This is a genomic window from Roseomonas sp. GC11 (genome assembly GCF_024437745.1).
In the GTDB taxonomy this organism is placed as follows: Bacteria; Pseudomonadota; Alphaproteobacteria; order Acetobacterales; family Acetobacteraceae; genus Pseudoroseomonas.
Window position 1 is genome coordinate 1 of the sequence record NZ_JANFNY010000078.1, and the last position, 25298, is coordinate 25298.

At 68.1% G+C, this 25298-nt stretch carries 19 protein-coding genes and 1 pseudogene; 1 reads left to right on the plus strand and 19 read right to left on the minus strand.

What is annotated here, in order from left to right:
• Positions 1 to 282: 282 nt before the first annotated feature.
• A pseudogene (locus NON00_RS19720) lies at positions 283 to 1000 on the plus strand (IS5 family transposase); the annotation flags it as partial.
• Between the two features lie 31 nt (positions 1001 to 1031).
• On the opposite strand, the gene NON00_RS19725 reads toward NON00_RS19720, so the two are convergent.
• The 19 genes from NON00_RS19725 to NON00_RS19820 form a co-directional block, all read right to left on the minus strand.
• Positions 1032 to 3389, minus strand: a complete 2358-nt coding sequence (locus tag NON00_RS19725) for a response regulator (protein ID WP_256024418.1) — start codon at positions 3387 to 3389, stop codon at positions 1032 to 1034.
• Positions 3386 to 3841, minus strand: coding sequence for a response regulator (locus NON00_RS19730; RefSeq protein ID WP_256024419.1), 456 nt, complete (start codon positions 3839 to 3841; stop codon positions 3386 to 3388). The genes NON00_RS19725 and NON00_RS19730 overlap by 4 nt, the downstream gene beginning before the upstream one ends.
• A complete protein-coding gene (locus tag NON00_RS19735; RefSeq protein WP_256024420.1) occupies positions 3838 to 6111 on the minus strand; it encodes an ATP-binding protein in 2274 nt (757 codons plus the stop codon). Before NON00_RS19735 ends, NON00_RS19730 begins: the two co-directional genes overlap by 4 nt.
• Before the next feature lie 468 nt (positions 6112 to 6579).
• Positions 6580 to 7056, minus strand: coding sequence for a phage head-tail joining protein (locus NON00_RS19740; RefSeq protein WP_256024421.1), 477 nt, complete (start codon positions 7054 to 7056; stop codon positions 6580 to 6582).
• A gap of 6 nt (positions 7057 to 7062) precedes the next feature.
• Positions 7063 to 7779: a Rha family transcriptional regulator gene (locus NON00_RS19745; RefSeq protein ID WP_256024422.1), complete on the minus strand. Its 717-nt coding sequence runs from the start codon at positions 7777 to 7779 to the stop codon at positions 7063 to 7065.
• A 42-nt stretch (positions 7780 to 7821) separates the two neighbouring features.
• On the minus strand, positions 7822 to 9711 hold the full coding sequence (locus tag NON00_RS19750; RefSeq protein ID WP_256024423.1) for a phage terminase large subunit family protein: 1890 nt from the start codon (positions 9709 to 9711) through the stop codon (positions 7822 to 7824).
• 25 nt (positions 9712 to 9736) lie between these two features.
• Entirely contained in the window at positions 9737 to 10249 is a 513-nt protein-coding gene (locus tag NON00_RS19755; RefSeq protein ID WP_256024424.1) for a hypothetical protein, read from the minus strand.
• A 109-nt stretch (positions 10250 to 10358) separates the two neighbouring features.
• Positions 10359 to 11132, minus strand: a complete 774-nt coding sequence (locus tag NON00_RS19760) for a DUF3489 domain-containing protein (protein ID WP_256024425.1) — start codon at positions 11130 to 11132, stop codon at positions 10359 to 10361.
• A 99-nt stretch (positions 11133 to 11231) separates the two neighbouring features.
• Positions 11232 to 11468, minus strand: coding sequence for a hypothetical protein (locus NON00_RS19765; protein WP_256024427.1), 237 nt, complete (start codon positions 11466 to 11468; stop codon positions 11232 to 11234).
• Between the two features lie 91 nt (positions 11469 to 11559).
• Entirely contained in the window at positions 11560 to 13701 is a 2142-nt protein-coding gene (locus tag NON00_RS24945) for a DNA methyltransferase (RefSeq protein ID WP_370688743.1), read from the minus strand.
• On the minus strand, positions 13691 to 15130 hold the full coding sequence (locus NON00_RS19780; protein ID WP_256024428.1) for a site-specific DNA-methyltransferase: 1440 nt from the start codon (positions 15128 to 15130) through the stop codon (positions 13691 to 13693). Before NON00_RS19780 ends, NON00_RS24945 begins: the two co-directional genes overlap by 11 nt.
• Before the next feature lie 370 nt (positions 15131 to 15500).
• Positions 15501 to 16028, minus strand: coding sequence for a hypothetical protein (locus NON00_RS19785; RefSeq protein WP_256024429.1), 528 nt, complete (start codon positions 16026 to 16028; stop codon positions 15501 to 15503).
• Between the two features lie 16 nt (positions 16029 to 16044).
• Entirely contained in the window at positions 16045 to 16197 is a 153-nt protein-coding gene (locus NON00_RS19790; RefSeq protein ID WP_256024430.1) for a hypothetical protein, read from the minus strand.
• A gap of 71 nt (positions 16198 to 16268) precedes the next feature.
• Positions 16269 to 16841 carry a hypothetical protein gene (locus NON00_RS19795; protein ID WP_370688744.1) on the minus strand — a complete coding sequence of 191 codons (573 nt, stop codon included), beginning with the start codon at positions 16839 to 16841 and terminating at the stop codon, positions 16269 to 16271.
• A gap of 59 nt (positions 16842 to 16900) precedes the next feature.
• A complete protein-coding gene (locus NON00_RS19800; protein ID WP_256024431.1) occupies positions 16901 to 17236 on the minus strand; it encodes a hypothetical protein in 336 nt (111 codons plus the stop codon).
• Positions 17237 to 17310: 74 nt separating this feature from the next.
• Positions 17311 to 19581, minus strand: a complete 2271-nt coding sequence (locus tag NON00_RS19805) for a hypothetical protein (RefSeq protein WP_256024432.1) — start codon at positions 19579 to 19581, stop codon at positions 17311 to 17313.
• A complete protein-coding gene (locus NON00_RS19810; protein ID WP_256024433.1) occupies positions 19575 to 20786 on the minus strand; it encodes a toprim domain-containing protein in 1212 nt (403 codons plus the stop codon). The genes NON00_RS19805 and NON00_RS19810 overlap by 7 nt, the downstream gene beginning before the upstream one ends.
• A 184-nt stretch (positions 20787 to 20970) precedes the next feature.
• The gene (locus NON00_RS19815) at positions 20971 to 21162 is read right to left on the minus strand and encodes a hypothetical protein (protein WP_256024434.1); all 192 of its coding nucleotides are present in this window, start codon (positions 21160 to 21162) and stop codon (positions 20971 to 20973) included.
• A 564-nt stretch (positions 21163 to 21726) separates the two neighbouring features.
• Positions 21727 to 25080 (minus strand): SNF2-related protein, encoded by a 3354-nt coding sequence (locus NON00_RS19820; RefSeq protein ID WP_256024435.1) that lies wholly within the window; start codon positions 25078 to 25080, stop codon positions 21727 to 21729.
• Between the last annotated feature and the right edge of the window lie 218 nt (positions 25081 to 25298).

Sequence of the window (25298 nt, forward strand, 5' to 3'; positions counted from 1 at the left end):
GAACGCCATCGGCCGCATCCTCGACCTCTACTCGCCACAGGAATGCGCAAACTACTTCGCCAACTGCGGATATGATGTAGACTGATCGAAAAACGCTCTAGCTGCCTGGCTCAACCTTGTTGGCCGACAAGGCCTATGACAGCCGTGCCGTTCGCTAGGCCGCCGAACGCCAAGGCGCTTCTGCCAACATCCCGAGTCAAGCTGACCGCAAGCATACCCATCCTTTCGACCCGGTTCTCCAGCGCGCCCGTAACATCGTCGGGCGCGCTTACAGCCACACAGATGCGCCGCCTGTCGCCGCACTTCCCGCGCTCGCACGGCGTGCCGCGGGTGGATGACCGCCGCGTGGTCAGCGGCATCATCTATGGCATCCGCCATGGATTGCAGTGGCGCGATGCCCCTGCCGCCTACGGGCCGCACAGGACACTTTACAACCGCTTCGTGCGCTGGAGCCGCCTCGGCGTGTTCGACCGCGTCTTCGCGGCACTGGCCGCCGAGGCTGGACCGCCTGATCGGCTAATGATCGACAGCACACATCTGAAGGCCCACCGCACCACAGCCAGCCTGCTCAAAAAGAGGCTTTTCCCCGCTGTATCGGCCGCACCAAGGGCGGGCTGAACTCCAAGCTCCACGCCGTCTGCGACGGCCAGGGCCGCCCTGTCCTTATGCTGCTGACCGAGGGGCAGGTTAGTGATCACCGCGGCGCCGCCTTGATGCTACCCCACCTGCCGCCCGCCCGAGAACTCATAGGCGACCGCGGCTATGACTGCGGGCGCTTCCGCCTGGCCCTGCAAAACAAGGCATCAGCCCCTGCATTCCTTCAATGCGCAGCCGCAAGGTGTCGATCCCGCATGACGCCACGCTCTACCACCAGCGCAACCGCATCGAAAACATGTTCGGCACGCTCAAAGATTGGCGGCGCATCGCCATGCGCTATGACCGCTGTGCCCACACCTTCTTCAGCGCCATCACCCTCGCCGCCGCCGTCACCTTCTGGCTCGGGCAATGTGTCCTGAACCTAACCCGCTCCCTCACTGGAGGGGGTGGCCGACCCTGCCGAGCAGTTCCTGGAGATCCTCCTTTTGGAAGGGCTTCGGGAGGATGGGGAATTTCTTCAGGGTGATGTTCTCCGCATAGCCGGTCATGAGCAGGATGCCCATGCCCGGCCATTGCCCGGCCGCCTGCGCCGCGAGCTCCGTCCCGCTCATGCCGGGCATGGCGTGGTCCGTCAGCAGCAGGTCATAGGCGCCATGTCGGCGGAGCAGGGAGAGCGCCGCCTCGGCATCCTCCGCCTCCTCTACCGCATGGCCCATGGCGTCGAGCATGTCGGCCACGGTGGAGCGGACGGCCGGGTCGTCATCGACCAGCAGGATCCGCTGCCGCGGCGCCTCCCGGCGCAGCGCCGGGGCACCGGACACCGCTGCGGGATGCTGCACGAGGCCGGCCTGCGCCGGGGGGAGGAAGATGCGGATGCGCGTCCCCTGCCCCGGCCAGCTCTCGATCTCCAGCCCGCCGCCCGACTGGCGCACGAAGCCCAGCACCTGGCTGAGGCCGAGGCCCGAGCCCTTGCCGGTGGCCTTGGTGGTGAAGAACGGCTCGCAGGCCTGGGCCACGGTGCGCGCATCCATGCCGCAGCCATCATCCTGCACGGTGATGGTGACGTATTCGCCCGGCTCCGGATGCTCCGGGCGGAGCGGTGGCTCGGCGCGCCATTCCAGCGCCGTGCCGAGCAGCAGGCGCCCGCCCCGCTCCATGGCGTCACGCGCGTTGATGGCGAGGTTGACGACCACCATCTCCACCTGCGTCGGGTCGACGAAGGCGGCGGGCAGGCCCGGCTCCAGCTCCAGGCGCAGCTCGACCCTCGCCCCCAGGCTCACCTGCAGCAGCGGCAGCAGGGTGCGGAGCATGTCGTTCAGCGCGACGCAGCGCGGCGCCAGGGTCTGGCGGCGGGCGAAGGCCAGGAGCTGCGTCGTCAGGCGCTGGCCGCGCAGGCTGGCCTGGGAAATCTGCTCGAGCCGCGCCGCCTGTTCGGGCAGCAGCACCGTGGCCCGCAGCAGGTCGAGCTGGCCCAGCACAACCATCAGCAGGTTATTGAAGTCATGCGCGACGCCGGCCGTCAGCTGGCCCACCATGCCAAGCTGCTGGCTGCGCCGCGCGCGCTCGGCCATCGCCTCGCGCTCGTGGATCTCGTCGACCAGTTCGGCATGGGCGGCGGCCAGCCGGGCCATGGCGGCGCGGTCCTCCGTCACGTCGCGGCCGACGGCGTGCAGATAGTTTCCCTGCGCCGTCAGGTCCCAGACGATGCGCCGCCAGCGGCCCTCGGCATTCAGGGCGCGACATTCCTGGCCATAAAGCCGGCCGATGCGCGCGGCCTCGGCCAGGGCGCCCCGCCAGAGCAGCAGGTCATCGGTATGAACGCGCAGCACCAGGGGCGCGTTCTCCTGCCGCGCCGCCGCCGGGCTGGCGGCGAGCAGCACGCGTCCGGCCTCGTTAGCCTCCAGCACATGACCGCAGGGGTCCATCAGCAGCTGCGCCCAATGGGTGCTGAAGGCTGTCCGCGACAATTGCGGCATCGCTGCCTGGAGATGGGCATGGACGGACCATTTCTCCGAGAGGGGCCGCCAGACGGCGCTCACCTGCATGCCATCATCCTGGCTGCCCGCCTGGCCACCGCCCGCATGCAGGGCTGCCGGGTGGCTGCCGGGATTCCTCTGGCGGGGCGCGTCACCGCGCAGATAGCCGCCCTGTAACAGGCCGCGATGGTTGCGCAGCCGGCAATGCACGACCCAGGGCATGCCGGTATTCAGCGCCTTCTCCAGCGCGGCATGGACGACACCGCGATCCTCCGGCAGGACCATGCGCAGAAAGCCCTCATAGTCGAGAGGCAGGGCCATGCCATCCGCCTCCTCGGACAGCACATCGATCCGCGCCGTGATGTCGAGGCGCAGCCGCGCATCCAGCGTGCCCATCAGGCGCCGCGCCGCGTCGCGGTCGGCCAGCGCGGCCTGCAGTGTGGCGGGCAGGCGGTGCAGCCGCTGCTTGACCACGTAATCGACGGCGCCGCCGCGCATAGCCTGCACCGCCGCCTCTTCCGTGAAGGTGCCGGTGACAAAGATGAAGGGCACGGCGGGGGCAGAACGCGTGGCGAGGCTCAGCGCCTCCAGCCCGTCGAAATGCGGCAGCGTATAATCGGCCAGGATGATGTCCGGCAGCGGGTCCTGCAGGTTACGGATGAAATCCTCCCGCGTCTCGCAGCGCAGCACCATGCAGTCATAGCCGCTGCGGGCCAGGTAGGCGCAGACCAGTTCCTGGTCGATCTCGTTATCCTCCAGATAGAGGATGCGGAGCTTCTGCTGCGCCTCGGTGGCGGTGTTGGAAAAGGCTTTCATCGGCCCGGTTCCGGCGGCGGTTCGTTGACTGTGCACCAGAACAGGCCAGTTTCCCCGACCGCCCGGAGAAAATCATCGTATTCAACAGGCTTGACCACAAAGGCATTCACACGGAGGTCATAGCTCCGCAGAAGATCCTGTTCCTGACGGGAGGATGTCAGCATCACCACCGGCAGGTTGCGCGTGCGGGGCTGGGCGCGCAAGCGCTCCAGCACCTCCAGACCGTCGAGCCGCGGCATGCGCAGGTCGAGCAGTAGCACGCCGGGCATCTCCCCGGCCATGGCCTCACCCTTGCCGCCATGCGGGTGTATGCCAAAATGCTCCATTACCTCGACCCCGTCGCGCACCACGACGATCTCGTGCCGTAGGCCGCCGCGCCGCAGCGCCAGGGTGGTAAGGGCCACGTCGTTCTCGTCATCCTCGGCGAGGAGAATATGGCGCCTGCGATTCATGCCGGCGGCTCCTGGTCCAGCGGCAAGGCGAAGAAAAAGGAGGCGCCGCCGCCCGGCTGGCTCTCCGCCCAGATGCGGCCGCCATGCCGCTCCAGAATGCGCCGTACAATGGCGAGGCCGATGCCGATGCCTTCATACTCGTCGGCCCGGTGCAGGCGCTGGAAGACATTGAACAGCTTGCCGGCATAGCGCATGTCGAAGCCCACGCCATTGTCGCTGACCCGGAAAACATGCTCGGCCCTGGCGGTGGTGTGGTGCACCGTGATGCGCGGCTGCCCCGCCTGGGCGCTGTATTTGAGGGCATTGGCCAGCAGGTTTGCCCAGACCTGGCGGAACAGGATGGGGTCCACCGCCAGGCTCGGCAGCGGGCCGATGCTCCACTGCACGGGCGGGGGCGGCGGCTGGGGTGGTCGCTGGAGTAGCCTCTGGGGCGCGCCCAGCGGCGGGGTGGCCATCTCCAGATCCTGCCGCGCTTCCTCGACCAGGGCGGCCATCGATACCTCCATGCGGCTCATCTGCATGTGGCCGATCTGCGCGAAGCGCAGCAGCGCATCGACCAGCTGTCCCGCGTGATGTGCCGCCCGCCGGATGGTGGCCACATACTGCGCGCTGCGCGGGCTCATCCGCTCCCGCTCCTCATCCTCCAGCAGCGAGGCGAAGCCAGAGATGTGGCGGAAGGGCGCGCGCAGATCATGCGAGATCGAGTAGGAGAAGGCCGTCAGCTCACGGTTCTCCTCAGCCAGTTCCTCGGCCAGGGCGGCCCTTTCCTCGGCATGGCGGAAGATGATGCGCAGCAGGGCGTGGCGGCATTCCTGCGCGATTTCGATCTGAGCATCGCTCCAGGGGCGCGCCCGGCCGCGCACCATCTCGCGCCAGGTCTCGAAGGAATGGCGGGGCGAGGGGCCCTCCCCCGGCGTGGCACCGGGCTGCTTCACCGGCTCGCCGCTCCAGTGCAGCAGCATCGGCCATTCCGGGCGGAACCACAGCAGGTAGGCCGGGCGCAGGCTGGAGAGGGAGAGGGCGATGAGGCCACAGGCCTCGGCGCAGCCGGCGGCGGCGAGGCAGGCTTGGCCGAGCCGGTCGGAATGGAAGACAGTCTGCTCCCGCCCTTCCCAGAGCCACGCGATGATGCCCGCCACCACCTCCGGCGGTGGCCCGCGGCCTATGGCGTGGCTGCTGCCATCGAAATGCAGCACCGCACCTGAGGCCTCACAGAGGCCCAGCAGGAGATCCGGCGTCTCGCGCAGGCCAAAGATGAAATGCTCCGCCTCGGTCAGCTTCAGCAAGAGCTGGTGCAGCACGCGCGTCAGCCGCGAGATCTCGCGGGTGTGGGAGACCTCGTGCCAAGTGTTAAGCCGCGCCGCCAGGATCTGCGACACCAGCAGGGCGGCGGAGCGGCTTTCCGCCGGGGGATGCAGCGGACGCGCGGCGTGGCAGCTAATCATCCCCGCCAGCCGCTGCTGCCGCAACAGGGAAAAGGACATGGAGGCGGCCGTGCCCATGTTACGCATATAGGTGCGGTGCACATCGGCCACGCTGCGCAGCGCCGAGAAGCTGAGGTCGAGCGGCGCGCTGCCCGGCGCGGCGCAGAGCGGCACGGCCTCATAACCGGCATCGGGAATGAGGCGCATCACGTTGCGCTCATAGAGGCGCCGCGCCGGCGGCGGAATATCGGAGGCGGGGAAGCTCAGCCCAACATAGGAGGGCAGGCTGTCATTGCGGTCCTCCGCCAAGACTGTACCGGTGCCCTCAGCGTCGAACTCGTAGACCAGCACGCGATCGAAGCCGGTGATGCGGCGAAGCGCCGCCGCCGCCGCCGCGCACATGGCCTCGGGCGAGGGCGCGGCGTGGATCTGGTCGCAGGCTGCCTGCACTGCCGGCAAGAGCACGGGCACGGCGCCGTCCTGCGGGGCGCGCCATTCGATTTCCAGCACCCAGATCTTTTCCCCGGCGCGGTGCAGCACCACATGATGCCCGTACAGTGGCGCGGGCCAGGGCAACGCCGGCTCCAGCACAAGGCGCCCATCCCCGGCGAGCGGCATGCCCTGCTGGATCGCCGCCCAGGCCTCGGGCGGCAGGAATTTCGCCAGCAGGCCTCGCCCCGGCAGGCGCAGCCATTCGGGCGGCATGTTGGCGCTGACATGTGTCACACGCCCCTGCGGTTGCTCGAAGGCAACAAGGGCACCCCAGGGTTGTATCGCCCCCGGCAGATGCAGCGGCTGCCGGACGCATGAATCCAACTCTTCGGAATATGTATCACGCACGGTCATGGCGCTGGGCCTTGCGAAGGGTCGGTCACGCGTAGTCTGGCGGACTGTGAGACGCCATCAGAGAAATATCAATACCGAAATGAACGCTGGGGGTTTGTACAACGTTTGCAAGACCGGCCCGATACCAACGATGATCGCGGGGATTGGCGTGGGTAGCCACGGGAACCGGCGGCCCCACAGCCCGCGCAGCGGCTGTTTGGGAAGACGGACCGCTCATGGCCTGGGGGGCCTTGCCCCCTCAAACTCCTCTCTTTCTTTCCATGCGGCGTGAGTGCCAGGAGAGAGGCGAAGATCCTCTCAAGATCACGCGCCATTCTATCAAACGGCCTCTCAGCCCCGTGATGGCGCGTGGGCGGCCCGCGAATTCCCGGAAGAGTTTCCAGGCGCATTTCTGGCTGCATGCGCGCCCTTCGGTGCCTTCTCCCGCAATAGCTTTTCATAGCGCTGATCTACGGTCAGGCCCCATTTCTAGGCCTGCCAGTCGCTCATGTGGCGCCTCAGGCGCATGCTTTCTACGCCCATGGGTATGTCATAGCCGGGGACCATTGTATCCTCACACCCGCGGACGGAGCGGAAATTGTTGCACTGGCTGATCAGCCCGAGCATGCGCGCCGAGCCTGCCTCTCTGAGAGGTATGGCAACCTCCCATTCCCCGAGTTCCAGCAAGCAGATATCGCCGCCCTCCGACGAAAGGGGCCATCGGCCTGCACGGAGACGGCGATGCATAGCGGGCCCTCGACACGGCTCGGGATGCGCATCGAGCAGAGTTCTGCCGGCCAAGCGAGGCGCGGGCGGCGCGCGGCCGAGCTCGTCGAGGCTGCGGTATTCCACGGTGCGGCCATCGAAGGTGACGCGCGTCGTGCCGCCCGTATAGGCAGCGGCGAGCGCGGCGGCACGGCTGCCAGCGGGCTGCGCCAGCGCCCAGGCGAGGGTATCGGGGCTCATGGCCGATCAGCCGAAGAACGTCTGCTGCCGTCCAGGCAGACGGCGGCGGTGCCCCTGATAGGCACGGAACTCAGCCTCGCGCTGCTCCCGCGGCACGCGGCCGGAGGTGAGATCCGTATGGCAAGGTTTGCAGATCAGCCAGGTGTGGGCACCGTTGGGCTGGCTGTTGGCATAGAAATGGTCGAACTCTGCGAAGGGTGAGCGCATGCCGTCCGCGCTCACCACCTCGGCCATGTTGCAGCAGGGGCAGCGACCACCCATGCGTCGAGTGTCCTCGACGTGCCCGCGCTTCGTCGCTTCATTGAGAACACGCCGTCTCGCATGCGCCATATGCTTGAGGTATGCGACGTCCTCCGCGATGACATCGACACGGGCCGCGACACGGTCAATCGCTTGGTCCTGTCCGACGAAGCGGACGGCCAGGGGGGCGACGATTTCCCGCACGGCTGCAAGAAAGCGATCATCCGGACCCTGCGCTTTGAGGGCGGCCTCCATGGCGTTGAACGCCTGGATGTAGGCGACCTTGAACCGCATGGCCCGTTCACCCGTCCAGCCCATCACCAGGAGGATGAAGCCGTCACGGGTCAGATCGAACGAGCGTGTCTGCCGCTGCGCTTCCTCGTTCCACCCCAGCACCGGCCGGAACCATCCGCTAACCGATTGATCAGAAAGGTCATCCAGATCTGGATGGCCCCCCTCCGAGATTTTGCCGGCACCACCCACTGCGCTTCGCTCATCGCACCCTCGACCTGATGACCGATCGTCTCACCGCAGCCAACCACCACGCGATGTCAGCCAGCCGCGTGGCCGCAGCGGTTCCGCTGCCACGGGCGGCGGAGCGATCTTCCCACCGGCGGGAATGTCGCTCGCTTGCAGCGGCGCATTCGCCACCTGCTCGCGCAACTGCTGCCAGAACCGCTCCCCGTAGCGATCGGCACCCAGCAGCCACAACGCCGCCCGCGCCAGCACCGCGCAGTCCAGTGCTTCATTGCGCTCCCGCAGCTTCGCCCATTCCTGCCGGGCGAAGCCGCGCCGATCCTTCGCCGTCCGCAGCTGCTCCGCCACCAGCTGCTTCACCCACTCCGCCTCGATCCCCTGCGGCAGATGCACCCAGCCCGGCGGGAAGGCCTCGGCATCGCCACGGCCCAGCCAGAGCCGGCGATAGAGATCCGCCTTCCAGGGCGAGACCGACACCGTCCACAGCTTCAGGCCGTGGCGGAGCTTGCGCCCATCCACCAGCGCATCCACCGGCGTAGGACCCTGCACCGGCTGCGCCCGGTTCCAGCCATCCACACCCTTCGTCGGCGCAATCCGCGGATCCCGCAAATGCCGCAGATGCCCATAGACCGCCGCCGTGTCCCGCCCGCCCGTGTCGACGCAGATCTTGGCAAGCCGCATCGTGCCGCTGCCTTCGCGCGGCCAGTCTCGCGCCAGCAACGTGGCCAGCGCCGTCCAGGGCGCGCGCTCACGCGGGCTGCCGGGGATCACCACATGATCCACCAGCCACGACGAGAAACCCTCGGCCCAGCCCCAGATATCGCATTCGAGGCGGTCCTCCTGCACGTCGACGCCGGCGGTGAGGCAGAGCGCGCCGGCCGGCACCACGCCCATCCGGAAGTCCTCCCGGCGCTCGAGCAGCCGCTCCCAATCCGGCGCCTCGCCCTGCTCCTGCCAAGTCTCTCCCAGCACCGTGTTCTTGAAGGTCTTCAGATCCTCAGCCTTGCCCTGCGCCGCCTCCCAATCGCGCGCAATCTGCTCCCAGGACAGCCAGCCCACCGGCGAGTAGAGCGCCGAAATGTGGAAGCCCACCGTGTGCGGATCTTCAGCCTGCACCGTCGCGCGCCATTCCCCGCCGGCCAGCATCGCCGTCTTGTGATGCTCTTCGATGCCGGCGTCACAGGATTCGCAATGATAGCGGACCGAGCGCGGATTACCCTTCTCCCAGCGCAGCCGCTCGAAATGCAGCCTCTGCATTTCGCCGCAATGCGGACAGGGCACGAAGTAGCGCCGCTGATCAGAGGCCTGGTACTCCCGCTCGATCCGGCTGCGGCCGGCAATCGTCGGCGTCGAGACGAGGAAGGCCTTGCGCCGCCAGCCAAAGGTGCGCGCCCGCGCCTCGGCGAGCGCGATCGGGTCCCCCTCCCCCTCGACATCGCCCGGATAGGCGTCGATCTCGTCGAGGAAGAGAAACCGCGCCGTCATCGAGCGCAGCCCGACCGCGCTGTTCGCCCCCGTCAGCACCAGGATGCCACCGGGGAATTCCTTCGACAGCAGCGTGTTGCCACTGTCCCGCGCCCGTGCCGGTGCCACCCGATCCTTGAGCGCCGGCGTCTCCTCCAGCAGCGGATCGATGCCCTGGCGCGAAAAGCGCTTGGCCAGTTCGACGGTGGGCTGCACTGCCAGCACCGGCGCCGGCACGTGATGCAGGATGTAGCCCAGCCAGCAATTGCCGCTCTCGGTGGCGCCGACCTGGGCGCCCTTCATGAACACCACGCGCCGCGCGGGATGCACCGCTGACAGCGCATTCATCACCTCCCGCAGATACGGGGTGCGGCTGGTCCGCCACGGCCCCGGCTCGGAGGAGGCGCGGCTGCCGAGGATGCGGTGCTGCTCGGCCCATTGCGAGACGGTGAGCTGCGGCGGCAGGCGCAGCATGCTCCCGGCCCGCCGGCGCACATGCTCACGCGTCCGCGGGCCGATCTCCGAGGCCTGGGGGATCGAAGCGATCGGCGGCCTCCGTCAGCAGATCGGTGATGTGGCTCTGCAGAATGGTCTGCAGCAAATGCGGCTCCACGCCGAGTTCGGCGGCAATCAGGCCGGAGACACGCGCGGGCCAGTTCAGCAGCGTATCGCGCATGGCGCCGGCCATCTCGTCGATCGTCGCATTGGCCTCGACCACATCAATCAGGCGCCGCTTGCTTTCATCCAGCGCGAGGCGCTGCGCCTCCACCTTCAGCGCCAGCTGCGCCACTTTCAGCCGCGCATAGGGCGTGGCCTCGGCCGTTCCCCCCGCCGCCAGCGGCGAGCGGTGCGGATCCGCTGTTTCCACCAGCCGGCGGCGGGTCTTGGCGATATCCCATTGTCCGTCGGGCTCGCGCTCGATGCGGCCGCTGCTCTCGGCTTTGCGCAGCGCCGTCTCGCTGACACCGATGCGACGCGCCGCCTCGCGGGTGGAGAGCGTCAGTTCCGGCATGGCGGCGACCTCCCGCCGTGGCCGGCGCGCAGGCGGGCCTCATCCCTGGGTATGACAGACAAAGCCCGCCACGACGTCGCGGCGGGCCTCGCGATGCCGGGGGGATCGCTCAATCGGCGATGCGATAGACCGAGTAGGAACCGCGTGCGCCTTCCTTGTTCGGGCCGACCTGGCGGATGCGCTCGGCCGCGATCACGGTGATGCCCTGACGCCGCTTGAGGCCAGCAAAAAAGCCGCGGACGGTGTGTTGCTGCCAGCCCGTGGCCTCACAGATCTGCGCGATGGTGGCCCCCTCCGGCCGGCGCAGCAGCGCCAGCACCGCCTCCTGCTTGGTGCCCTCGCGGGGCTTGCGGGGCGCGGGAGAGGCCGGCCCCGCCAGGGCCAGCCGCAGGGCCGCCATCGGCGCTTCCAGCGAAGCCTCCGCCTCCCAGGCGGCGAGCACCGCCGCGGCCGCGGCGCGCAGGCGGCCGCCTGGGGCGGGTGTGGGCACCGCGTCCTCGTCGCAGGTGGCGTCGTCTGGCGTCACAGGCGCCGCTGGGGCGGATTCCACGGCCGGGGGCTCCTCACCCTGCGGCGTGGCCTCCTCCGCCTCTGGCGGCGCCGTGTTCGCGCCCGTGGCGGGCTCCTCTGCCGCGCTCTCCTCCCCCAAGGCCCGCAGCCCCGCCTCGGTGATCTGCAACGCCATCGTCGCGCCGGCGATCGTCCAGGCCGTGGCCGCCTCCCCCTCCGGGCTCGGCTGCGTCCGCACCAGCGCCTGCTTCAGCAGCGCCTGCGCCACTTTCTGCCGCGCCCCCGCCGGCAACCGCGCCGGCACCTGCGCCAGATGCATGGGGTGCTGCGCAGCGGCCGCCAGAATGGCGCGCTGGGTATCGGAGAGTGTCATCCTCGGGCTCCTCGCTCACGCACCCGATCCGCCGGGTGCTACCACCCCAAGCCCCGCCGGGCAGAACCCGATCGGGGCGCGGTGCGGGTGGGGCCCGGCTCAGACGGCATATTCGCCGCGGCGGAAATGCTGATCCGCGAGGCGCTTCAGCGTCGCCGTCGCCTCCGCCAGCCAGGCGGCTTCGCCCCAGAGGATGGCGTCGGGGCTGGCGCCGAAATGATCCGCGCTGGCCTGCTGGAGTTCGTCGAGCAGGGCATCAAACTCCGCCTTCTTCGCCAGAAAGGCGGCCAGGCTCTTTTCCTGGTTGCGGCTGCTGCGCTGGGTCTTTTGGGTCATCATCGTCTCCGTCCTCCGGCGCAGGAGCCTCTCCCCTGCGCGTGACGGACCATTCCCGCTGTGGCGCGCACCAGCCAAGCCGATAGAGCGCCTATGACGATGCTGTCTCGACAGCGCAGCGCTGGGCTGCAATGTCGGAGAATGTGCGGTCTTCTCCGTCCAGCACGGCCACCTCACCCGTCATCGCCTCCCAGCGCTGGAGCGTGACGTCACAGTAGGAAGGATCAATCTCCATCGCCAAGCAGACCCGCCCGCTTGTCTCGGCGGCGATGATGGCGGTGCCACTGCCGCAGAAGGGCTCATAGATCGCCTCCCCCGCCTCGCTGTTGTTCAGCATCGGCCGGCGCATGCACTCCACCGGCTTCTGCGTGCCATGCACCGTCGCCAGATCCTCTGCCCCGGCGCCAATCGACCACAGCGTCGTCTGATCCCGCGCACCCTGCCAGTGCCCAGTCGCGCCTTTGCGGACGGCGTACCAGCAGTTGTGGGTAACAAGCCCGTCCGCCACGTAGTGCAGGTCCTTGTCGACATCCATCGAATAGACGAGACCACTGAATGGGGCTGCGTCATTTCCGGTGACCGTGACCCACTCGAAGTCGTCGCCCGCGGACGGCTTCGGGATCTGCATGATCTTTGCGTGCAAGTTGCACGCGCGCACAAGCCGCGTTGCCCGTCGAGAGAACATCAGCTGATCATTTGCCGCGATGAAGGGTTGTTCCCGCTCGAGACGATGCTCGCGAAGCAGGAGCGTCGTACGCGCCGAAAGGCCACTCAGATTGAGGCTTGCATAGATGCTGGCGATCATCTCCGCCGACCTATTTCGTTCGGGCGCTTCGACCCAGTTGTCGACTTCCCAATGGGTCGTCGGGATGCCGTACTTGCACGACAGAACCTGTTCGGCGCACTGCGCTTCGACGGCGTTGTCATGCACAGAGACGATCCAGGCCTCTTCGGCTCGGTTGTCCACGAGGCGCGTGGCGAGTCCGAAGCCACGCGAGTTGAACAGACGCACCCGCCCGACGCGCCACCAATCTCCGCGGCGCATGAGATAGACCACCTGCTTATCCGCAGCATCGGGGTTCAGGCGTGCTGAGAAGCGGTGCTCGGGCGTCGCTCGGGTAACCCGTCCTGCAGCCGAGATCGTATGCATGAACCCGTCGAACTGGCGTTCACCAAATCGGGTGATCTGCCGGCCACGCCGGCGAATAACACTCTCGAAGGAATTGTAGGAGACGACGTAATCGCCGGCGCTGAGCGTCTCGATGGGGACTTCGGCGATCCTGGCCGGCTGGGAGCCAGTGCCGCGGTCGACTACCTTCTGCACCATCGTGCCGGCGGGTTGGCAGGGCTCGTGCTGCCAGTGGTAGTCGCCGCGGCCGAGCACAAGCCGCGGCTTGGCCCAGATGATCTGGCTGCGGATCACGAAGCCCGCCGCCTCCAGGCTCTCGATCACGGTGCGCGCATGCACGCCGGCATGCCAGACATAGGCGACATCGCCGGGAAACAGCGCCCAGGCCGCACGCCAATCGGCGCGATCATCATTGGCCACCTTGCCGGTGCGCATCGTCACCGAGAGGCCAGCCTCGTTCCGCCATTGCGGATCGTAATTCACCCCGTAGGGCGGGTCTGTGACCATCAGATGCGGCTGCGCGCCCGCCAGCAGACGCGCCACGTCGCGCGCCTGGGTGCTGTCGCCACAGAGCAGGCGATGCCGCCCGAGGCGCCACAGATCGCCAGGCCGCGTCACAGGCTGTGCCGGCGGCTCCGGCGCCGGCGCGTCTGGATCGCCGGAGATCTGTTCGCCGCCCGAGAAAGAATCCAGGCTGGCCAGCAGGCGATCGATCTCCACGCACGAGAAGCCCAGCCCATCAAGATCCACCACCGCCTCGTCGCGGATGCGGGCGATCTCCGCGGCCAGCAGTGCTTCATCCCAGCCGGAGTTCAACGCGATCTGGTTGTCCGCCAGCCGCAGGGCGCGGGCCTGTGCCTCTGTCAGATGCGCCAGACGGATCGCCGGCACCATCGCCAGGCCGAGGCGCTGGGCGGCCAGCACGCGGCCATGGCCGGCCACCAGAACGCCGGCGGCATCCACCAGCACCGGGTTGACGAAGCCGAACTCGGCGATCGAGGCGGCGATCTGCGCCACCTGCGCGTCCGAATGGGTGCGCGCGTTCTCGGCGTAGGGAACCAACGCTGCCACCGCCATGGAGGCTACCCGGAGTTCAGCCTGCATCGGCCAGGACCTCGCTCCGCTCCGCGGTGATGCTGTCATAGTCCCGTCCATCCTCCGCCAGCGTCACCGGCAAGTCAGGATGCAGCAGGCGCCAACGGGCAATCGCCAGATCGACATAGGCCGGCGCCAACTCGATCGCCCGCACCAGACGGCCCGTCCGCTGGCCAGCCAGGAGCGTGGTGCCGGAGCCGGCGAAGGGCTCGAACACCGCCTCGCCCTCGTCGGTGTAGGCCCGCATCAGGAATTCCGGCAGCGCGACCGGGAAGACCGCCGGATGCTCCGTCTCGATCCCCCGTCCCTTGTGCCGGGTGATGCGCAGCACGCTGTCCGGGATGCGCATCTCCTGCACCGGCAGGCCGATATGGGTATAGGCCTTCACCGCGCCATCGGCGGCCCGCAGACCGCTGCCCTTGTTCGGCGTGCCCGCCCATTTGCAGGGCACGATCTTGTTCGGCTGGCGCGGCTGGCGGTTGAAGTGGAACACCAGTTCGAAGGCCGGCGCCAGGCGGCCATTCCAATCGCCCGGCAGGCCGGGCCCCTGATCCCAGGCATAGAGGCCAAAGCGCCGCCAGCCCTGCCCGCGCATCCAATCCAGCCAGCCCTGCCAGTAGGGCTGCCACTCGCCCTCGCGGTGGATCAGGCCGAGATTGACCAGCACCTGCCCGTCCGGGCGCATGGCGCCGGCCGCTGCGTCAAACACGCCCCGCATCAGCGCCTCCCAATCGCCGACGCCGCCGGTGGTGTAATCGCGCTGGTTGCCATAGGGCGGGCTGGTGAAGAGCAGCGCCGCGCGATCCTCGCCCAGCACGCGCGCCACGGCCGCGGCGTCAGTGCTGTCGCCGCAGAGCAGCCGATGCTCGCCCAGAAGCCAGAGATCGCCGGGCCGGGTGACAGGCTGGCGCGGCGGATCGGGCGTGGCGTCCGCGGGATCCTCCTCCGCCGCGCCCTCCTGGACGGCGGGCGCCGACAGAGCCTCGGGCGCGTCGCCGTCGGACACGGCCTCTCCAGCCGCCGCGAGGATGTCGTCGAGTTCCGCCGCCGAGAAGCCCAGCGCCGCCAGATCCAACTCCGGCGCCCCCTGCACCACCGCCAGCGCCTCGCGCAGCAGCGCCTGATCCCAGCTGGCATTCTCCGCAATGCGGTTGTCGGCCAGCCGCAGCGCCTCCTTCTGCGCCGGCGACAAATGCCGCAGCACGATCGTCGGCACCGTCTCCAGCCCCAGCGCCAGCGCCGCCTCAAGCCGGCCATGGCCGGCAATCAGCACCCCCGCCTCGTCCACCAGCAGCGGGTTGGTGAAGCCAAAGGCGCGCATGCTGGCCTGGATCTGCGCGATCTGCGCCGGCGCATGCCGCCGCGCATTGCCGGGATGCGCGCGCAACTCCGCCGCCGGGCGCAGCAGGATCGTCGCCGCCAGCCAGGGAAGCGTCATGGGATCATCCGGATCAGGAGAGGATCGGCATCGCGTGGGCGCAATCGCGCACCGCGAACCTTGTTTTTGGCCTGGCGCTAGGGGGTTTGCGCGCTTCCGCTCCCCGCATACAGTATTCGCAGGAAGGACCCTGGATTTTTATTTACTCTGTTCTTCAGAGCATCTGAAGAATGACTTGCAGGCCCTTCGCGATTTACTTTTCCCTTCCCCCGCGCCAGCGCATTCTCGTCAGGCCAATCGATGCTCCATCGCGGGGCGCTCACGCGCCTTCTCGATGTGCCTTGAGTCTAGCCTCTTCGATTCCGGGGTCGCCATAGGGTGAATTGTAACAGTGTGGCCGGGGCGGGCAGACCACCCCGGCCACACCGAATCATGCCGCCCGCGACCGCGGCGTCAGCCCGAAATGCAACGCGAGAATGCCGAGCGTGCCCACCAGGATGCCCTGCCCCACCGGGCCATGCATCGTCCGGCCCGCCCAGCCCTGGCGCATGGCCCATTCCCGCACCGAGAACTCCAGGCCGAGCACAAACCACGCGCAGGAGCCGCAGGGACTGTCATGCCCACCCAGCGCATCCAGCGCCGCCGCCACGCGGCGCCGGGCATCGAGTTGCAGCGTCGACAACGTGTCAACGCGCAGGCCAGGCACGCGCAGGATCTGCGACGTCGCCATGCTGTCGAAGCAGGCGGCGCGGAACAGCCCGCGGAAAATCTCGCCTGCCTCGTGCATCGGCGACGTGATCGTGCCATGGGCCAGCATCAGCCCCAGCGTGTCCACCGCCCGCCGATGCGCAATCGGCGTGCCCGTCTCCGGATCCGCCTCCCGCATCGGCTCCGAGAAGCCGCCATGCTGCAACCGCCACTGCGAGGGCTTTGACAGATCCTCACGCGGCTTTGCCACGCGTTTCGTCATCCGCTTACCGGCCATGCTGGCTTCCTCCATGACGCGGCCCCCAGCGCCGCGTGGCTTCGTTGATCAGCGCCTGGCGCAGCCAGGGATCGGTGATGTCCTCGATGGCCAGCGAGGCCACGCCCTGCTCGTGCCAGACGCGGCGACGCAGGGCCTCCATCTCGGGGCTGCTGGTCGGGCTGCGGCCCCGCCCGAGGGCGCAGCGTGGCGGGCGCGGGGCTCCTGGCAGGCTCACAGCGCACCGCCCCGGGCATCCAGCGCCCACAGCAGCAGAGCCAGGGCATCCGCCTCGTTGTCATCCGCTGGCGCAAAGCCACGGGCCTGCATGGCGGCGATGACCGCCTCCTTGCTGGCATTGCCCTTGCCCGTAGCGTGGCGCTTGATGGTGGCGACTGGCACGCCCTGGTAGGGCACGCCCGCCCCCTCGCACCAGGCGCTCAGATGCGCCAGGAAGCCGCCATAGACATGGGCTGCGGTGGTGCCGGCATGGCGCCGCACTTCCTCGAACACAACGCGGCCCAGCGGGCCTGCTGTGCCGGCCATCTCGTCGAGCCAGTGCCGGAAGCGCAGCCACCCCATGCCGCCGCCCTCGAAGCGCCCAGGCCGGAAGGTGGCCGTGCCGGAGGTGATGGTGCCGTCCGCCAGCCGCACCGCCCAGCCGAGGCGGCTCCCCAAATCCAGGGCAAGCAGGCTGGAAGCCGGTGCCGCCGCGCCACCAGTGACGCAGATGACGCATGGTTCGGTAAAACCCGTTACCCGCGTGCGCGCGCACGCGCGTACGGGTATTTGGGAGGACTGCGTCATCTGCGTCACTGGCACATCCACCTCATTGATTTTATTCGCCTTCATTGCCAGCATCCCTATCAGAATTGGATGGGGCCGGCGGATGCCGCCGGCTGGCACAGCCGCAGCCCGCGCATCTGCCGTGCGGAGCCTTTGCGGTGCAGTTCGAAGCCACGGTTGATGAGATTTTCGGAGAGGCGCCGGGCCGAGCCGACATATTCGCCGCTGGTCTCGGCCCAGGCTTTCCAGCTGGCGAAGAGCGCTGCGGTGGCCTCGACATGATTGGTGCCGCGCTCGCAGCATTCTTCCAGCCAGCGCCCGAGCGCGTCCTCGGCCTCGAAGTACTCGCCGGTTGCGGCCAGGACCGTGGCGGGCGGCTGCAGGCCGCTCCGCTGCCATTCCAGGCAGCCCTGCAACGCCCAGGCGAGGATGCCCTCACGCTCGGCCAGCAGCCGCCTGATGAGGATGCAGGCTATCCTGGCAGGGCCAGTCAGGCCGCGGCTGTGTCGGGCTTGCGGGCGTCAAGGCCGGCTGAAAGCCTGGCCAGGCGCGCGCGGACACTGGCCAGGCGCTGCTGGATCGCGGCCTCCAGCCGGGCGCTGAGCGATGCCAGTGGCTCCCCGACACGCTCAGGCGCCAGTGAGGACAGGACAGGCTCCGCGTCACCGATCAACTCGAAATAGGCGAGCGCACCAATACGGGCCTCGAGCCAGGCGCGGGGATCCGGGATCAGCGCGAGATCGAATTTCGCCGCGCGCTCCTTCTGCCCCGCCCCGGCCGGGCGGTAGCGCACAACCGTCGAGGAGTGTGACGTTCTGCTATTAGAGATATCCCTATAATAGCAGAACGTCACACTCCTCGCCTTCTGGGCCCGAACGGCATCCGGCGTCTCCCAGAGATCCGGGAAGCACCGCGCCATGTCCGCCGCATTTTCCAATTCCACTCCGGCAGCGGCCATCATGTCGTGGCGGCTCGGCCGGACATCTTCCCAGGCCAGCACGGCATGCACGGTGACCGGCAGCACCACATCCGTCAGCAGGTCGATCTCGAGCGGCGTCTCCGCTGTGCGATTCACGCCACGGCCACGGCCGAGCGCCTGGATCAGTTCGCCCTCGCAGATCGTCCAGCGCAGGGCCTCGGCCATCGGATCCGCATGCGCCTCCCCGCGCACCGGGTGCACGCCGCCATCGGCCAGCGCGATGCGCCGCTCCACGCCTTCGTACCACCATGACACCGTGCCCCGGCTGGCCAGCGGCGGCGTATTGGTCAAGGCCGCCGCCAGGGCTTCGACACTCGCCGGCGCTGGCAGGGTGCGGCCGAGGATCATCAGTCCGGCCACATCGCGCCAGCGATCCAGGCCGCTCAGGGCATTGAAGTGCACCGCTTCAACATTGGCCGGAAGGCCGCTCTGGCGCAGCGCATCCAGAGCGCCCTTCTGGCCAACCACCAGCAGGTCAGGCCCGGACGGGTTGCGCCCGCGCAGCGAGGCAGCCCGCAGCGCGATCAGGGTGGCGAGTTGGCGCAGATGGCGTGCGGCCGCCTCCTGCTCGCGCTGCAGCGCCTCCCGGGCCGGCGTGAGGCTATGGGCCGTGGTGGGCGCGCCGAGGATCTGGCGCAACGTCACATGCGGCTCCACTGCCATCAGCGGCGCCGCGAAGCTGGTCGAGGGCAGAAAGCAGCGCACCAGTTCGGGCCGCATCGTCGCATCGAGATGCAGGATCGGGCCGTCACCGCCCCAGCCCTCGCACACTGGCATGCGCCAGGCGAGGCGCAGAGCCTGCACCGTGCCGTGCTCTGTCAGCATGTCGCAGAGCACAGCCCCGGCGACATCGTGCTGTGCCTCCAGCGCCTCGGCGATCAGGTGCCACATTGCGGCCGCGCGGCCCGGCGGCGCCCAGGGCGCGCCCGGTTCCGGCAGCACACCGGCGATACGCCGCGCCCGCTCGGTGGCGTCCATGCCGGGCAGCAGCCCTGGATTGCGCAGCCGCCGGTGCTCCAACCCTGCGGCGCGGCGGCACTGTGGCGGCGTGAGGCCCGTGGCCGCCAGGGCCGCGATGGGGAGCGGCCCGTTCGGGGCACTGTCCAGAACACGTTGCAGCAGGCCACGCGCGGCGGCGAGATCAGCCGTATTGTCCCAATGCGGCTGGTTGTGCGCATCGTAGCACTGCACGGTGCTGCCGCGGACGCGCAACCCATCCAGGGTCAGGCAAGCCTTGCCATCCGTGCCGCGCAGTCCGGCGGCCCAAAAGCCTTCATCCAGGACGAGCAGGCCCACGGCGCCGATCACCGCCGGCGCCTCGTGGAACAGCGTGTCATGCGCCGTCAGGATGATCTGCGCCTGCGCCGCGCGGAGCTTCTGTGCCTGGTAGCCGCATTGATGCAGAAAAGGACAGGCATGCAGCTTGCCACGGCGTACCACTTTGCAGGCGGTCTGCTCGACCACCCGTTCCACCGCCAGGGCATCGAAAGGCGCCTCCAGGTCAAGGCACATGCGCCGATCCGGGGTTTCGGGCGTGGGGTCCGGGGCGCTGCGCCCCTTCCAGACCATGACGCGCAGGCCGAGCGTCGTGAGGGCGTGGCATTGCTCCTCGGCGAGGTCATGGCGGGGCACACCGATCACCACCTTGCGCCCGCTGAAGCGCGGATCGTCGAGCAGACGCCGCATGTGGCGGTGCATGGCGGTCGTCTTGCCGAGACCCACCCCCACCGTGAGCGCGCGCTGCGGTGGCATGGGGGCCATGACGTCGTTGAAGTCTAGCATGGCGCGGCCTGTTCCATCGTCTGGTTGGCAGCCCAGAGCGGTGGCAGCGCCACCATCGGCCGGTCAGGATCCTCCTCGTTCGCTGCATCCAGATTGGCCCAGTGCAGGGCCACCGCATCGATCAGGCGGCCGAGTTCGTCTTCCAGAACGCTGCGCGCCTGCGCCACGGACAGCACCGCACGGGAATAAGTGGGTGCAAGGGGCGGCAATGGCGCCGCTGCGGCGATCACAGCGCGCACCGCGTCGAGGCCTTGGGACAGGGCGAGATCGTTGAAGTCGCCGGGCTCAGGCGGAAGAGCCAGCCAACCCTCCACCGCGCGGGCAACCGCTGTCGCGGCGGCGACGCCCGGATTGCTGATCCTGTTGGGCTTGGCGTCATTGTCGGCGAGCAGAATCAGCGTGGCCGCCGGGTAGCGCGCGCGGAGTTGCAGGGCAACAGCGCGCAGATTGCCGGCATCCATCGCGGCCACCACCGGCAATCCAGTGGCCTCATGCGCCGTGGCGCCGGTGGCCCAGCCCTCGCAGAGCAGAATGGTGGCAGCACCGGCCAGAGGGCCGCCGATCGGCGCAAAGTGCCCGGCCTTGGCGCCACCGGTGAGAAAACGCTTGGTGCCATCGGCATCGATGCGCTGGATGGTGTGGAGCGTGCCCTCGATGTCGACGAGCGGGACGATGAGCACGTCGAGGCCTTCCATGCGGATGCCGTGTGGCAGGACGCCCTTGCGCTGCAGATAGGCCTGCGTGAGATCGACCGGGCCGGCATGCTCCCAGGTGGCCGTGGCCGCCCGCTGAGCGACGAGGCGCCTCTGTGCGGCCCATTCCTCTGCCCGCTCCGGCAGGGGCGGCGGCGCGGCCTGGGCCGGCGTTGCGGCCACGGCGCGGCCACGACGTTCCCATGCGGGCATGCCGAGCCAGTGGCGCGCCCAATCGGCCGCGTCGCGCCAGTCACCGCCGCGCTCGCGCGCGATGAACTCCAAAGGGCCACCGCCGATGCCGGCCTCGTGGTCGAACCAGGTGCCGGCCTTGGCGCCTGTGATGACGGCCGAGAAGCTGCCACGGCGGTTCCACCGCCAGTGCCGTGCGCTGCGCCGGCTGGGTTGGCCGAGCATCGCTGTCAGCAGGGCGGGCCAGTTGGCGATGAGCGCGAGACGGAGCTCGCGCAAATCGGCACAGAGGGAGAGAGCAGAAGGCGACGATGCGCACATGCGGGGATCGTCCTGTCTGTCAGAGGGGTGCGTGAACAACGCAGCGCTGACGCGCTGAACGCACTTTTTCACGTGGAAGAAATAGGCATTTTATGATTCTCATTCAATGCCGATGATTGCTCGCGCTTATACGAAGGATTTCGCTCTTTCACTTGCCCAGGCGGATGAGATGCGAAACCCCTGCTCAGGTCACAAGGTTGGCGACAATCTCGGTATCGATGTCGCCGAGCTGGCTTCGCAGCCAGTCCAGCGCGGCCTTGCGGGTGCGGTAGGCTTCGACCTGCACCTTGAACTTGTTCTTGTTGATCCGCCCGCTGGCGAGGTCCTGCACCAGGTCCAGCTGCTGCTCGGCGGTGAGGTAGAGGATGTTCCGCACCAGCCCCTCGGTGATGGCGCAGTTGCGCCAAAGCTTGGCGCAACCTCCTCATCCTGCGCCAGGGCGCTGACGCGGAAAGCTGCGCCAACCACCTCCCATGCGCGTCGGTCAATCTTCGCGAGCGTCGCTAAGTCTCGAACCTTCTCGTGGCTCCAGCCGAGTTTCTCGGCGATCGTCTTCTAGGTGACGTCGGCAGCCTGCTTCCGCCACACCATCTCGGCATAGATGCCCGCGGCCCTGGAGGCCTCGCAGCGGTATCGCCCGCCGAACAGCACGCCCCCCCCGGCGTCACCGACAGCGGATAGGGTTTCACGCCCGTGGTGCGCAGCGGCCCATCGGTTCATTCGGCTACAATGCTGATACCGGCCTCCAAAAGAGGCCGGACTGTCGAGATTCCCATTGCTGGGAACCTCGCTCTACTCAGTACGTCTCCGTTCTGCCTTGGTCCTCTACATTTCATTCCGAGGAGGCAGGTACGCATGCGCATCACCGCATCTGCGAGTGACTCACCATTCCCTGGCGGATTCCTCCAACACCGACAACGTGCGCTTCTTTGTCTGTCGCTCACATCGGCGCAAAGAGTTCCTCGATATCGGACTCGGTCAGACGCAGGGCGCCACCTTCCTCGCCGCCCAGCACCATCTCCGTCAAAGCACGCTTGCGATCCTTCAAGACTTCCATCTTTTCCTCGATGCTGTGCAGCGCCACCAACCGATGCACGAAGACAGGCTTCTCCTGGCCAATGCGATGAGCCCGGTCTGTCGCTTGATCCTCGGCCGCAGGGTTCCACCAGGGGTCGTAGTGGATCACTGTATCCGCCGCGGTCAGGTTCAGTCCGACGCCGCCGGCCTTCAGGCTGATCAGGAAGACAGGAACCTCGCCCGCCTGGAAGCGACGCACCGGCGTCTCGCGATCCCTGGTCTCGCCCGTCAACAGCAGATAGGGAATCTCCGCCACGCGCAGCCGCGCCTCGATCAGCGCCAGCATCTCGGTGAACTGCGAGAACACCAGCGCGCGCCGCCCTTCCTCCATCAACACGCCGAGCAGTTCCAGCAGCCGATCCAGCTTGGCCGAGCCGGCCTTTGCCTTCTGCGCCGCGGGAACCTTCACCAGCCGAGAATCACAGCAGGCCTGCCGCAGCTTCAGCAGCGCATCGAGGATGACGATCCCCGAGCGCGCCAAGCCACGCGACGCGATCGCCGCCTTGACCTTGGCGTGCATGGCCAGCCGGATCCCCTCATAGATCGCGCGCTGGCCTGCCTCCATCTCCACCGGCTCGATGATCTCTGTCTTGGGCGGAAGGTCGCGCACCACCTCTTCCTTGCTTCGGCGCAGCAGGAAGGGCCGCACACGGCGCCGCAGCGCCTCCTGACGAAGCGTGTCGCCATGCTTCTCGATCGGCGTTCGGTACAGTTTGCGGAAGGCGCTCTCCGCGCCCAGGAAACCCGGGCTCAGGAAGTCGAACAGCGCCCAGAGCTCGCCCAAATGGTTCTGGAGCGGTGTGCCCGTCAGGCAAAGACGCTGGCCGGCCTCAAGGCGCGCGGCCATGCGGCTGGTCTCCGTCTTCGGGTTCCGGATCGCCTGCGCCTCGTCGAGGATCACCGCGTGCCAGGGCTGCGCCGTGAGAACCGCCTGATCGCGCGCCAGCAACGGGTAGGTGGTCAGCACGAGGTCATGCGCGGCGACCTCGCCGAAGCGTTCCTTGCGCTGCTTGCCATGCAGCGGCAGCACGCGCAGGTCCGGGGCAAAGCGCGCGGCCTCACGCGTCCAGTTCGGAATCAGGCTGGTCGGGCAAACCAGCAGGGCGGGCCGATCAAGACGCCCTTCTGCCTGCTCGATGGCGAGATGGGCCAGGGTCTGCACCGTCTTGCCCAGCCCCATATCATCCGCCAGCACGCCCCCGAGCCCGGCGCCACGGAGGAATTGCAGCCATGCCACGCCGTCCGCCTGATAGGGGCGCAGTTGTCCCTGGAAGCGCGGCGGCAGGCTGATCGGCGGCAGGCCGCCATCCACCGCGCGGAGTTGCCAGCCCAGGCTGCGCAGACGCTCCGCCCCCTGCCAGGTCAGCCCGGAGGCTTCCTCCAGCGCCACCAGTTCGGCGGCATCCTGCTGTGTAAAGCGCAGCCTCTCGTCACCGGCATCCAACCTTCCCTCCGAGAACAGGTCCGCCAGCATCAGCAAGATTGGCCGAAGGTGATCCACTGGAAGCTGCAACAAGCGCCCATCCGGCAAGGGAACCAGAAAAGGCTCCACATCCGGATGCAACGCGATCCCCTCGCGCCCGCCCTCGCGCGCGATCAGTTCGACCAGGGCCGGCACCAGATCCACCCGCGCGCCATCGACCATCACGCCCAGGTCAAGTTCGAACCAGTCGATGCCGCTGCTCTCGCGCAGTTGGGCTTCGACCTCCCCCTCTGGCATGACGAGTTGCACCGGAAAATCCGGTGCCACCGTGATTTCCCAGCCTCTTGCCGAAAGCACCGGCAGAGTGTCGAGAACCACATCCAACCACGCCGTGCTGTCGCTCCCTGGCGCCAACACGAAGTCTCCGGGTTCGACCCTGCCGAGCCTTACGGGCGCGATGTCAGCCAGATGTTCCAGACCCTCAGCCAGCAACGCACGGACCGCATCGGTCTCGGCGTCATGGTCGCGCCGCACCTCGTAGACGCGCCCGGCATGCGACATCCGCCGCGAGAGACTGGCAACGCCGGGAGGCAACTCGAATGGCCCATAGCCAAAGCGCAGCCGGGCAATCGGCATGGTCTCGGCCCGCTGCCATGTGCTCCCGCCATAGGTCACGACCATCAGGGCCAACCGGCAGATTGGTGGCCCTGAGAGGATCTCCGGCGCTGCAATCTCCAGGGGCGGTGGCAGCGTCGGCAGGCGCCGGCGCAGTTCCGCACCCACGGCGGCCACAGCTTCCGGCGGAATGGCCGGCGCGGCCAGCAGGCGTGTGGCGAGGGGCAGTGGCACATCACCGGTCGTGACCGGGCCGATCTCACCCGTCGCAGGGTCGGCATACCAGGGCTGCGGGACGGAAAAGCCCATTGCCCCAGCCTCGAGCGCCAGGGCGGGGATCTGCTCGCCATCAGGCGTCAGTTCCCAGGTCAGTCTTCCTGGGCGGGATTCGCCACGGCGCAGCGGCATCCCATCGGGCGTGCCCCAATAGGCGCGCCCCGTCGCGACGATGCGTTCGATCAGTTCTGGCGGATCATCATCCTCTGTCAGGCCACCATACCGGTGCGCAAGCCGCGCCAGACGGCGCAGGATGATTCGATCCCCGGCTGTCAAATAGCGGGCTGGTGTCTCGACGCGCTGCGGGTCGTATTTTTTGGCAGTGCCAAAACTGCCATCCTTGCGGATGCTCTGCGTGCAGCAGGCCACAGCAATCTGCCGGGCGCTGCGTGGCAATGCCCGCGCCTCCAGAACATAGACCAGGCGTTCGCGAGCAGCCCGCTCTGGCTGTTCAGATCCATCCGCTGGAAACTCCTGCAACCAGGCTGCCACCAGGGGTGGGAGAATAGCCCCCTGGCTCGATGGCGCCGGAGCCACCCCGCGAGGGGCCTGAAGCGTGGCAGGCGGCGCCAGCCGATCAGCAGTCTCGTATTCCAGCGCCAGCTTGGCCAGGACCGCGGCGACATGCTTGCAATTCCAGCCCACAGGGCAGGTGCATTCCCCCATGAAGGCCAGCTTTCCGGCACGGGCCGGAAGGCGGCGGATCGACTGGCGATAGGGTTTCGGGCGCGAACCCTTGGTCTGCGCTTCGATCGCGCCTTCATCATCGCCGCGGCCAATGCTCAGCACGCGCCCCAGGCGCGCATAGGCAAGGCCACTCTCGAAGGTCCCCCCAGGGAAGGCTCTCCGCAGTTCTGCAAAACTGAACAGGAACGGCTCAGCATCGAAGGATCGGGTCGACATGGCTGTATTCTGCCAGAGAGGCTGGCGTGCGGCGAGATGTCGTCATGCGACATCCTGCTGCGGCTGCGCCGCCACACAGCGGAGGAATACGCCCGCGACGCCGCGCAGGCCCGCGACTGGGGAGAGGTTTGCCTACCCTCCCCGCCCCCGCAGCGCCCTCATGCCCGGACACAACGGAGACCGGCATGACAACGCACTCCCCTCCCCCGCCCGCATCC